At 31.7% G+C, this 12,277-nt stretch carries 9 protein-coding genes; 8 read left to right on the plus strand and 1 reads right to left on the minus strand.

From position 1 onward, the window contains the following. Nucleotides 1-71 precede the first annotated feature (71 nt). The 4 genes from U0D62_RS06535 to U0D62_RS06550 all read left to right on the plus strand — a co-directional run bounded on the left by U0D62_RS06535 (nt 72) and on the right by U0D62_RS06550 (nt 8,479). A complete protein-coding gene (locus tag U0D62_RS06535) occupies nt 72-3,428 on the plus strand; it encodes a CHAT domain-containing protein (RefSeq protein WP_322194687.1) in 3,357 nt (1,118 codons plus the stop codon). Nucleotides 3,429-3,490: 62 nt separating this feature from the next. Further along, nucleotides 3,491-6,610 (plus strand): CHAT domain-containing protein, encoded by a 3,120-nt coding sequence (locus U0D62_RS06540; RefSeq protein WP_322194689.1) that lies wholly within the window; start codon nt 3,491-3,493, stop codon nt 6,608-6,610. Nucleotides 6,611-6,652: 42 nt separating this feature from the next. Then, nucleotides 6,653-7,417, plus strand: a complete 765-nt coding sequence (locus tag U0D62_RS06545) for an exodeoxyribonuclease III (protein ID WP_322194691.1) — start codon at nt 6,653-6,655, stop codon at nt 7,415-7,417. Between the two features lie 102 nt (nt 7,418-7,519). Beyond that, nucleotides 7,520-8,479, plus strand: coding sequence for an OmpA/MotB family protein (locus U0D62_RS06550; protein ID WP_322194693.1), 960 nt, complete (start codon nt 7,520-7,522; stop codon nt 8,477-8,479). Between the two features lie 47 nt (nt 8,480-8,526). Here the strand turns inward: U0D62_RS06550 and U0D62_RS06555 are convergent, their stop codons facing one another. Further along, nucleotides 8,527-8,931: a hypothetical protein gene (locus U0D62_RS06555; protein WP_322194695.1), complete on the minus strand. Its 405-nt coding sequence runs from the start codon at nt 8,929-8,931 to the stop codon at nt 8,527-8,529. A gap of 283 nt (nt 8,932-9,214) precedes the next feature. Between U0D62_RS06555 and U0D62_RS06560 the strand changes: the two genes are divergently transcribed. The 4 genes from U0D62_RS06560 to U0D62_RS06575 all read left to right on the plus strand — a co-directional run bounded on the left by U0D62_RS06560 (nt 9,215) and on the right by U0D62_RS06575 (nt 11,986). Then, complete coding sequence (locus tag U0D62_RS06560) at nt 9,215-9,733, plus strand: hypothetical protein (protein WP_322194697.1); 519 nt, start codon at nt 9,215-9,217, stop codon at nt 9,731-9,733. A gap of 382 nt (nt 9,734-10,115) precedes the next feature. Then, nucleotides 10,116-10,412 (plus strand): hypothetical protein, encoded by a 297-nt coding sequence (locus U0D62_RS06565; protein WP_322194699.1) that lies wholly within the window; start codon nt 10,116-10,118, stop codon nt 10,410-10,412. A 105-nt stretch (nt 10,413-10,517) separates the two neighbouring features. Further along, nucleotides 10,518-11,231, plus strand: coding sequence for a DUF434 domain-containing protein (locus tag U0D62_RS06570; protein ID WP_322194701.1), 714 nt, complete (start codon nt 10,518-10,520; stop codon nt 11,229-11,231). A 104-nt stretch (nt 11,232-11,335) separates the two neighbouring features. Then, entirely contained in the window at nt 11,336-11,986 is a 651-nt protein-coding gene (locus U0D62_RS06575; protein ID WP_322194703.1) for a hypothetical protein, read from the plus strand. The last annotated feature ends 291 nt before the right edge of the window (nt 11,987-12,277 follow it).

Below are 12,277 nucleotides of genomic sequence, written 5' to 3' on the forward strand. Positions count from 1 at the left end.
AATGAGGTTTTCCGTAACGATATTTTATCGATTTAAGGTATTTTAGCCATTGCTTTTAAACCCTTATCCCAATGAAGCAATTTGTACAACTTGTATTTCTACTTTTAATAGTTGTTTTTAATGGTTCGGCACAAGTAACTAATGACACGATTATTGCCTCTCAATATTTTAAGAAAGGTGAATTGTTACTAGTTAATAAAAAATTAGATAGTGCAATCTCCTATTTTAAAAAAGCATTACCTCTTTATGAAAAGACTAAATCCTGGGAACAAGTAGCGGGTTGTTATAATAGAATGTCAGAGAGTGAAAAATATAAAGCTTTTTATAATGAATCATTCGTATTGGCAAAAAAAGCTATGTTAATTAGCACTAAGTATTTTGAAAAAGATAATCTTGAAAAAGCTAATGCTTATGATAATATTGGTGATTACTATAGAATAAAAAAATCAGATTTAAAAACAGCACTAAATTATTACCAAAACGCCTTTATTATTCGAAAAAAAACAATCTCTAAACGCCCTGCTGATATTGCAATTTCATACACAAATCTTGCTAGATTAAAAATGAATAAAGGTCAATATGATCAAGCGATTAATCTTCTTAATAATGCTTTGGATATTCGACTTAAATATTATGGAGAAAATCATTACAAAACAGCAGAAACGTATTTTTTAATTGCGAGGAATTACAGGCATAAATGGGAATTTGATAAAACCTTAATGTATTACAAAAAGGTATTAAAAATTAGATTAAGTTTTTTCGGTAAAAACCACATTCAAACTGCTAGAGTATATGGTAATATTGGTATTCTTTATTATGTAAGAGGAGAAAATGATGTTGCCTTAAAATATTTGAAAAAAGAGCTATATCTCAAAAATAAAGTCCTTAGAAGGAATCATCCTAATCTCGCAGATACCAACTTAAATATTGGTGCAGTTTACAAAGAAAAAGGAGAGTTTGATAATGCATTAGTATACATAGAAAAAGCATTAAAAATATTAAAGAATCATTTTGGTGATAATCATGTAGAAACATCTCCAGTTTACTTTAACTTAGCAAGTATATATGCCAAAACTGGCAAATGGAATATGGCCTTGAATTATTATAATAAAATCAAGGATATCATACAAACAACCAATCAAAGTAAAGAAGATTTTGCTATTATTTATAACAAAATAGGTCTCATTTATACTCAGATGGGTAATTATCCCGCAGCTGAAAAGTATTTACAAAACTCAATCTTTTTAAAGGAAAAAATCTTTGGGAAAAATCATATCGCCATCGCCGATTCTTATAACAATCTAGGAACCGTGTATAGGCTTCAAAAAAAAAGAAAAGAAGCATTGTCTTACTACCTAAGATCATTGACTATTAAACAAAGGAAATACAAAGGAAATCATAAGTCGATTGCCAATTCTATGAAAGAAATCGGAGCTCTTTTTATTGATGAAAAAAGGTTTGAAGAAGCTGAAGAATACCTTACAAAAGCATTTCAGATTAGAAAAGAATTATATGGGGTTCATCATGGTGTTACCAAAGCTGTGCAAAATCAAATCGCTTATTGTCATTATAAAAACAAAAAACTGGATCTGGCTTTATCATATTACCAAAGTGCTTTACAAGAAGATAAGAAAAAACAAACTTTGGACAGAAACTTTGGCGTATTACTAACATCTTTAATCGGCAAATCACAAACCTATACATCCTTATTTAAAGAAACCAAAAAGGTCAAATATTTAGATAGTAGCAAAGTCACCTATCAAAAAGCACAACAAGTCATTAATAAAACAAGACATAACCTACGTCATTATAAGGATAAAATAACCTTTTCTAAAAAAGTAAAACAAATCTATTTGGGTGCCATCGAAAATCAAATGTTACTATATACCCAAACCAATGATACTAAGTTTCTAAACAAAGCATTTGTATACAGCGAACAAGGAAAATCCAATACCTTAAAAGAACAATTGTTTTATGAGAGTAGTGTTCAGTTTGCAGGATTGAATCCAGGTTTAGTCAAGCTTGAAAAAAAACTTAAAACAGATCGATCTTATTACCAGTCTTTAATAGCCAAAGAACAAGGAAAAAAGACGATTGATTCGGTAAGAATTACGGAGATAAAAAACAAACTATTCAACATTACTAGAAAACGAGATTCGCTAACTACTGTGCTTGAAAAAAATTATCCCAAGTATTATCAACTCAAATATCAAAATGAGATAGTCTCGATAAAAAAGATTCAGCAAAATCTTAAACAAAATACAACGCTACTTGAATTCTTTACCGAAGATAGTATTACATATGCTTTTACAATTTCAAAAAATGACCTCGATGTTATAAAACTGTCTACTCCAAAACTACAGGAAAACATAACATTTTTAAGAGAGAAAATTATATCCAAAAACACTAAAGCATATAAGACCATCGCTCACTCTTTATACAAACAACTCATCCTACCTTTAAAAGGCAAAATTATCGGCGATGAAGTAATTATTATTCCTGATGGTCCATTATGGCATCTTAATTTTGATTTGCTTATATCACAAGATAATCTTTCTAAGGATCCTAAAGAATTTTCATATCTACTAAAAAAATATGCGATTACCTATGCTAATTCTGCAACCTTATTACTCAATTCGTTTAAAGCAGATAAATCGATTAAAAATCTTCAAGAATGTCTTGCCTTTTCTTTTTCTGATGATATCGGTATTGAAATAACCGATACAAATACAATAGATTTGGCAACACTAAGAGACAGCGATGATGATTTACCTGGAACCCGAAAAGAAATCAAAGCGATTGCTGATATTATAGATGGTCAATACTTTTACGGATCTGAAGCTAATGAAGGTAATTTTAAGAAACATGTAAATCAATATAATATATTACATCTGGCACTTCATGGAGAAGTCGATAATGAATACCCCGAAAATTCTAAACTCTATTTTACAAAAAGCAAGGATACTCTAGAAGATAATTTATTATATAGTCATGAACTCTTTGCTATGGATATTCCTTCAGAACTAACCGTTCTTAGTGCTTGCAACACTGGTTCTGGTAAAATTGCCAAAGGCGAAGGAATAATGAGCTTGGGCAATGCTTTTCAATATGCTGGAACCAAAAGTTTATTGCTCACCAGTTGGGAAGTATCAGATGCCACTACTCCAGAGATCATGAAAGATTTCTACACGTATTTAAAAGATGGAAAAAATAAAGCAAAAGCTTTACAACAAGCCAAGTTAAAATATCTGGAGACCTCTGAACTCAATCGAACACATCCTTTTTACTGGGGTGGGTTTTACTTGGTAGGAGACGCTACTCCAATTGAATTTAAAAATTCAGATTCTATATGGTGGATCATAGGATTGGGAGTTTTAGCCCTCGTCGTATTAACTATGTTTTGGTATAAAAGAAAAGTCAATAATTAATAAAAGATAATATCGCAGCTTTAAAAACCCTAAGATAATGGCTGCTTATAAAACGTGAACTCATGAAATCACTCTTAAAAATCATAGTATTGTTGTTAGTATTCACTATAACCAGTACTGCCCAAACCAATGATACCATTGTCGCCTATCAATATTTTAAAAAAGCTGATTCTTTATTAACTGACAGAAAATTAAACAGTTCTATCGCCTACTTTAAAAAAGCAATCCCTTTATATGAAAAAGCGAGAGCTTGGGAACGAGTAGCTAGTTGTTATAATGGAATATCTGAGTGTTTTTGGCGAGATTATAAATCAGAGAAATCGTTGGAAAATGCGCAAAAAGCACTTGAAATAAGTAAAAAAAGATTAAATAAATACCACAGTGAGATCGAAGAATCTCACATTAATCTTGCCATTGTCCATGAAGATCTTGCAGATTACAAAAATGCTTTAAACCACTACAATAAAGCATTAGATATTAGTATAAATAACTTAGGAAAAGATCATCCCAAAAGTGCTTATATCTATAGCAATATGGCAGGTTTATTTTATCGAAAAGGAGATTTACAAAAAGCAGAAGAGTTTATTACCAAAGCATTGTATTTATATAGTAAATCTGAAAAACAGAACTTAAAAGAAAAATACAATGCCCACAATACAGCAAGCAGAATACTTTCTTCTAAAGGAAACTTGAAAAAAGCACTATATCATCAAAAAAAAGCTCTCGAAATTGCTATAGCTTTTTTTGGCAAAGAGCACGTAGAAACTGCCTATTGCTATAATGATTTAGGGCTTATTTATCGTAAGTTAGGTTCATACAATAAAGCGTTAATTAATAATAAAAAAACGATTAACATACTTGAAAAAGAAAACGACATTCCTCCTTTAACTTTTGCTTTAATTTATAATAATCTCGGTGTTTTATATAGGTACAAGCAGGATTATCACCAGGCATTAACGAATTATAAAAAAGGATTAAGTTTTATTGAAAAAACAAATTATCAAGATGAGATTTCATTATTATATAGTAATATTGCTTTTGCTCTTAACGAAATCGGCAGATATGAAAAAGCATTTGATTATGCTAACAGATCTTTAGAAATCCGAAAAAAAATATTTCAAAAAGACCATCCATATATAGCAGAATGTTATCGAATTATTGGATATATTTTTGAAAAAAAATTAGATTTTGACAAAGCTTTACATTATCATTCTATTGCTCTAAATAGTAATATAAATACTTTTGGAAATAATAGCTTATATGTTGCGGACTGTTACAATGACATTGCAGAAAATTTGATAGAAAAGGAAAAACTGAATGAAGCAATCTCACAGTACAACTTAGCCCTAAAAAGCAATACTACTCCTTCTGATAGTTTAAAAAAATTTGATCCTGCCAACTACTTAAATTGGGAGGTTTTATTGGTGACTCTTAAGGGTAAAGCTAATGCTGAAAACGCAGTGTATAAAATAGACAACAATGTTCAAAATTTAAAAAAAGCTATTAATACTTATAAAATGGCTGATCATACTATAGCATACGTCAGACAAAATCTAAGTGAATATAAAGATAAAGTAATCTTTGCAAATAGGTCTAAAGATTTATATAGCCAAGCTATCAAAACATTTGTATCAAGTAGAAATAAAACCAGTGATCTTAACTTATTGGAAACTTCATTTTATTATGCCGAAAAAAGCAAATCCAATACTTTAAAAGAACTATTAAATGTTTCTATAGCCAAAACATTTTCCGGACTTCCAGAAAATATAATTAATCTAGAAAAAACCTTAGCTACCAATAAATCGTATTATCAATCTAAGGTTGGTCGGGAAAAATTAAACGAACAAATAGATTCAATTAAGCTATCCACATTCGAAAACCAACTCTTCGACATCAACAAAACCCAAGATTCTTTAACTCAAATATTAGAAAAAAATTATCCCAAGTACTATCAACTTAAATATCAAAATGAAGTAGTTTCGATAAAAAAGATTCAACAAAATCTTAAACAAAATACAACATTACTTGAATTCTTTACCGATGATAGCATTACCTATGCCTTTGTGATCTCCAAAAACGAACTAACCGTACAAGAATTAAAAACTCCTAAACTGCAAAATAATATTGAGGAATTCAGACAAAGTATTATTGACCAAAATATCAAAACCTATAAAACACAAGCATATCATCTCTATCAGCAACTAATAAATCCGATCCATGATCAACTAACAGGTAAAGAGTTAATTATTATTCCTGATGGGCCACTATGGCATCTTAATTTTGACCTACTTATAACCCAGGATAACCCTTCTAATAATCCTAAAGATTTTTCATATCTACTAAAAGATTATGCGATTACTTATGCTAATTCTGCAACCCTTTTGTTTAATTCATTTACTTCCGATAAACCTCACAAAAAACAACAAGAATGTCTTGCTTTTTCTTTTTCTAATGATACTATTACTGACATAACCGATACCAAAACGATAGATTTAGCAACACTTAGAGATAGTGATGATGATTTACCTGGAACCCGAAAAGAAATCAAAGCGATTGCCGATATTATTGGTGGACAATACTTTTATGGACCTGAAGCTAATGAAGGTAATTTTAAGAAAAATGCTGGTCAATACAACATATTACACCTTGCACTTCATGGCGAAGTCGATAATGAACGCCCAGAAAATTCAAAACTCTTTTTTACTAAAAGTAAAGATACTCTAGAGGATAATTTGTTATATAGTCATGAATTATTTGCTATGGATATTCCTTCAGAACTTACCGTACTTAGTGCCTGTAATACAGGATCTGGTAAAATTGCCAAAGGTGAAGGAATTATGAGCTTAGGCAATGCATTTCAATATGCTGGAACCAAAAGTTTATTGCTCACCAGTTGGGAAGTATCAGATGCCACTACTCCAGAGATTATGAAATATTTCTATACGCATCTAAAAGAAGGAAAAAATAAAGCAAAAGCTTTACAACAAGCCAAATTAAAATATCTGGAAACCTCTGAACTTAATAGGACACATCCTTTTTACTGGGGCGGGTTTTACCTGGTAGGTGATCCTTCATCTATTCAATTAAGTAGTAATAATTATATAGGATGGATCATAGGATTAGGAGTATTAATCCTAATAGTATTAACTATATTTTGGTATAAAAGGAAAGTCAAAAGTTAATTATAGTTCTTAGATTTATCCAAACTTTAAAAAATATCACTCGTGAAAATCATATCATACAATGTCAACGGTATTCGTGCCGCCGTAAACAAAGGGTTTATAGAATGGTTGCAACAAGCAGACCCCGATGTAGTCTGTTTACAAGAGATTAAAGCACAAAAAGAGCAACTAAATCTCAACATATTTGCAGAAGCTGGATATTCATATAACTATTGGTACAGCGCTCAAAAAAAAGGATATAGTGGCGTAGCTATTTTGTCCAAAACAGAACCAGATCATATCGAATATGGTACTGGTATTGAATATATGGACTTTGAAGGACGTAACCTAAGAGCAGATTTTAATGGAGTATCCATTATGAGCTTGTATCTGCCAAGTGGTACTAATATTGAACGATTAGAACATAAGTTGAAATATATGGCCGATTTTCAGGAATATATTAACGAATTAAAAAAGAAACATCCTAACCTGGTGATTTTAGGAGATTATAATATTTGTCATCAAGCAATAGATATTCACGACCCTGTAAGAAACAAAAACGTATCCGGATTTTTACCGGTAGAACGAGAGTGGATTGGTAACTTTATGGATAGCGGATTTATTGACTCCTTCAGGCATTTTAATGATGAGCCTCACAACTACTCCTGGTGGAGTTATAGAGCCAATGCTCGCGCTAATAATAAAGGCTGGCGTTTGGATTATGGTATGGTAGCACAACCATTGCAAGATAAATTAAAACGAGCCGTTATATTATCAGATGCAAAACATAGTGATCACTGTCCAATAGTAGTAGAATTGGATATGTAACACTTTTTCATTCCTACATAAATCGGAATAATAAATTACGGATCAACTATCTAAGAAACCTCATAGTTTTAAACTCCACAATGTGGATTAAAAAGATTAAACATGATAAAAAGAATAGTATTCATAACACTCGCAGGTATCCTTACCCTATCCTGTGTATCCTCTAAAGTTCATAAAGAACTTGAAAGTAAATATGCTCGCTTAAAACGTGAAAATCGTAAACTGCAAGATGATTTTAAAGCATTAAAAAAGACGAGTAAAGCCGATAAATTGGCTATGGAACAACTCAATGATACTTATGAAAAAACCAAAGCTGAGCGAGATGAGTTGCGAACAAAATATGATGCTGCCTTGGCTAATTATGAAAATCTAAAAAACTCTTACGATGCTTTAGAGAAAAATAGTTCGGCTGCTATTGCTTCTAATAGCAAAAAGAATAGAGAATTATTGGCACAGCTAGAAGAAAAAGAAAGAACTCTTGCTGCAGAACGTAATCGATTAGAGCAACTACAACGAGATCTCAATTCCAGATCCCAGCGAGTAGATGAATTGGAAGGGTTAATTGCAGCACAAGATGCCAAAATGCAAGCTTTAAAAACAGCAATCTCTAAAGCTTTACGCAATTTTGAAGGCAAAGGATTAACTGTAGAAGAACGTAATGGCAAGGTATATATCTCTATGGAAAACAAATTGCTATTTGCTTCAGGAAGCTGGGCTGTTGGAGGTCAAGGACGACAGGCTGTACAGCAACTAGGATCCGTATTAGGGGATAATCCTGATATTGCAGTATTGATAGAAGGACATACAGACAATGTTCCTTATAGTGGTAATGCACAATTATCTGGCAATTGGGATCTATCTACAAAAAGAGCAACCGCTATTGTAAACCTATTACTAGAAAATAAAAGCATAGATCCTCAAAACCTTACTGCTGCCGGAAGAGGAGAACACGCACCCATAGCTTCTAATGAAAGTAGTACTGGAAAAGCAAAAAACAGACGTATTGAAGTAATCTTAACACCTAAATTGGATGAGATTTCTAAGTTACTGAATGATATATAAAAGAAAAGCTCCCAAATTGGGAGCTTTTTATATATTTTGTCTAAATATTAATTGAATAAGCCTTCTAAAGCCTTTTCAACATCTGCATCTTGATTTTCGGCTAACACTTCTTTTAGTTGTAAAAGTTTAAGATGAAACTTTTCCAAAACTCTTTTAGCATTCATTTTTTGCAACAATATATCCTTACCTGCGGTAGTCAATAAATGATACTCATAATGCTTTAACTCTGCAGGTTTTGACTTATCAAGTCTTTGTTCAACAGAAACAGTACCATTAGCAGTTATAATAGAGATTACACTTTTATTAGCAACCACTTTATCTGTCATATCATTTAAATCAGTAGCCAAGCTGTAAAGTTCTTCAAAGTCTTTAGGTAATTCATCCCAGTTTTTTTGAGCCTGAACCGATAATCCCGCGCCTAGCACGAATAAAAGTAGAAATAGTTTTTTCATAATATTTGGGTGTTATAAATTTAGTTATCAAAATTACGTATTTGATTTCACGTATTTCTAAACGAAATAAAAATAATTTTAGTATTAAAGTTATCTTAAAAACTTGGTTTAAAATAACCAATTTAATTTGAAGTTTCCAAAAAGTGTGCCACGAATTTAGGAAACAAAAATAAAATCCTTAATTATGCATATACTGAAAAAGCAGAAAAAAAAGAAAGATAAGTACCAAAACTGCGTTAACAGACGTTTATAAATACCTAATGAACTTAAAACTACAGAACAAATGAAGAGGTTTTCCATTTTTGTAATATTGCTACTGTCCATGATTAAGGGAGTAAGCCAGGAAAGTGAAGAAGAGTATCAGAACGAAGAAGATGTACAAAATGAAGAAGAGGTACAAGAGGATGAGGAAGAAGAAGGGGGAAACAACTACTTCGACATCTATGAATATTTTAATTTCACCAATGATGAGTACGCCGATGCTCTGGATAAAGTGAATGATATGAATCAAGAGGATCAAAATGTTCTATATAAATTGGTGATAGAAGTTCAAAAAGATCAAATATTAAAAGATCGCCTGTACGGTGAGTTGATCGCTAAACCAAAAAAAAAGAATCCTTATAGGGGTAAAGACAGCCCTGGATTTATCTGTGTACTCCGTGGTCTTATAGAAAACCAAACAGTATATAATGATATCGTTAAAAATGGTGGTTCTGAGGATCAGGCCAGAAATGTTGCAGCTCTCGCCGAAAGAACTGTTCGCAGAAAATGTGGTATCACAAAAAAAGTGAATAAAGAGTAATACAGACCATTAATCATATTCTAGTAAATTCGAGTCACAAATAGCATTATATTAAATATCAACAAAAAGTACAACCACTCCTGCAAATATAACTTGAGTTTATATATAAAATGAGTGTTTTACACATTCCAAAGTGCGCTCAGGAACAAGGCTTAAGAAAAAAGAATCTGCAGCTAACTTATTGTTAGTGAAGACTTCTTTTTTTGGAAAACGTAGGTATTGAGATGCAATTTGGGAACCTTTTTACAAGAGTAAGAAATTTTTCTCCTTGTGCAAAGCTCTCAAAAAGTGTATCTTTACCCTGTGTTATACACACGTTCTTTGGTAACGCTATACTCCATAGTTTTTGAATTATAAATGTTTAATTTTTAAAACTATGATTATGAATTGGAAAATTCAAAAGCTATTGAATGGCGAGACGATTGTCTCCAAAGAACCTGGTAATTCTATGTTACCTATCTTAAAGTCAAAACAACCTGTTGTGCTAAAACCCATTACCTGGGAAGAATGTGAAACAGGAGATATTGTTTTTTGTAAAGTAAGAGGAAACTGTTTTACACATCTTGTTAAAGGCAAGAATGTAAAAAGAGGATTACTAATCGGTAACAACCGAGGTCGCCTTAACGGCTGGACCAAAAATGTATATGGCAAAGTAATAGAGATATTACCTATGTCATAAGAGTAGCGCGAATAGCGCTTTTTTTGTTTTTACTATACCCTTTATGTCATTCTGCACATGATACAGAATCCATATAAAATTACATAATTATTATATTATCCCACTATGACCACCCGTAACCGAGGAAAAGAAGGCAGTGACGATCGGCTGTTTAGTGACCCTGTTATGCAACATAAACTCAAAGAAGCTGCAAAAGATATGTCTTATCTGCTCAGTAGAGGGTTTGCAGAAAAATCTTCAGTTCAATTAGTAGGTAATCGATACAAACTCAATGTACGACAACAAAAAGCCTTACAAGGTATGAGTGCTACAGAAGAGCAAATTGTTCTTCGTAAAGAAAGATCCGTAACATCTGATCAACTTAAAGGACAAATGATAGCCATTGATGGATTTAATTTGTTAATCATTCTAGAAAGTGCATTATCCGGAGCTTATGTTTTTAGAGGTTTAGATGGTTCATATCGCGATATTTCTGGTGTACACGGTTCATACAAAAGAGTACAAAAAACTGAAGAAGCTTTAATTTTGATAGGTAATACTTTGAAAAAATTAGAAGTAACCTCAGTACATTGGTATTTTGATGCTCCTGTTTCTAATAGTGGTCGTTTAAAGACCCGATTACGTGAGTTATCAGAACAATTTGAATTCTCTTGGGAGATTTCTTTGGTTTATAATCCAGACAAAGAACTAGCAATCTCAGACAACATTATTGTAAGTTCTGATGCCTGGATATTGGATAGAGCAAATAAAAACTTTAACTTAGTAGAATACCTCATCAAAGAACATATTAAGAATGTGCAGATTATTAATAGTCAATAATAGTCTGTTTGCAATATGTAAAAGGCTCTTGTGATAAATTCAAGATGGCTTCAGATTAGCTGAAAAGACAGGCCTTAGATTTAAAACCTTAAATAAAAAATACTATGCAAAAAATCTTCATACTATTTGCTCTGTTATCTTTAAGTGTTTCATGTAAAACAGATCAACAAAAGAAAATTGAAGAAACTGAAGATACAAACTCAATTTCAGAAACTGAACATAAACAAAGTAAAACGAATAGAACAGCAACAACCTTTGATGCAGATAATGATTACAGTGCCAAACTAAAATCTAATTTACCAGATATCATACAGGATTTTATACAATGCAAAGAAAAGGCATCAGAACGTACTGATTGTAGAAACCGGATCACACAGGTTATTAGTGAAACTTATGATCTTTCAGAATTTAATGATCCAAAGTTAGGTTTTGTAATATATGATAGTATTCGTCCTATTATTGAAGCATCAACATATTGGCAAAAAATTGGAACCGCTACTGATCAAGAAACATTAAATAAAGCCACAGAACATGCAAATAACGGAGGACTTTCTTTAATTATTGACACTTCTACAGATTATGGTCATGTGGTTATGATACTTCCTGGTGATATTAAAAAATCAGGTTCCTGGAATATGAACCTGCCTGATGTACTCTCTTTGTTAAATTACAAACCCGAAAAATCATTCTATAATAAATCACTCTCCTACGCTTTCGAAAAATCAGAAGATCTACAAATTTATACTAGACAATAGATCTCTTATACCAGTTCTGATTTAAATTTACTCATAAGAAAAGTAGTAGATTTTTGACTTAGATGAAAAATAAAATCCAAGCATAGCAGGGCTACGTTTTTATTTTATTTTGAAATATTAGGCAAAAAGATGTTGTTTTATTGAGTAAGTTTAAGTTGGAAATGGTATTATAACATTCCGAAAAAAAATCCGATTTTTTTACTCTACTTCTCGGCCACAACTCTTTGTTTTTCAGTATTCTTCCTAAGAACACCACTTCACTCATTGATAATACCACTTCACTCAATTAAA

The sequence above is a fragment of the Aquimarina callyspongiae genome (assembly GCF_034322225.1).
Classification (GTDB): Bacteria; Bacteroidota; Bacteroidia; order Flavobacteriales; family Flavobacteriaceae; genus Aquimarina.

Bases quoted from the DNA above. Each gene is read 5' to 3' on its own strand.
- U0D62_RS06555 (WP_322194695.1), bottom strand. From the start codon at position 8,931: ATGAAAAAACTATTTCTACTTTTATTCGTGCTAGGCGCGGGATTATCG.
- U0D62_RS06535 (WP_322194687.1), top strand. From the start codon at position 72: ATGAAGCAATTTGTACAACTTGTATTTCTACTTTTAATAGTTGTTTTT.
- U0D62_RS06570 (WP_322194701.1), top strand. From the start codon at position 10,518: ATGACCACCCGTAACCGAGGAAAAGAAGGCAGTGACGATCGGCTGTTT.
- U0D62_RS06550 (WP_322194693.1), top strand. From the start codon at position 7,520: ATGATAAAAAGAATAGTATTCATAACACTCGCAGGTATCCTTACCCTA.
- U0D62_RS06575 (WP_322194703.1), top strand. From the start codon at position 11,336: ATGCAAAAAATCTTCATACTATTTGCTCTGTTATCTTTAAGTGTTTCA.
- U0D62_RS06560 (WP_322194697.1), top strand. From the start codon at position 9,215: ATGAAGAGGTTTTCCATTTTTGTAATATTGCTACTGTCCATGATTAAG.
- U0D62_RS06565 (WP_322194699.1), top strand. From the start codon at position 10,116: ATGAATTGGAAAATTCAAAAGCTATTGAATGGCGAGACGATTGTCTCC.
- U0D62_RS06540 (WP_322194689.1), top strand. From the start codon at position 3,491: ATGAAATCACTCTTAAAAATCATAGTATTGTTGTTAGTATTCACTATA.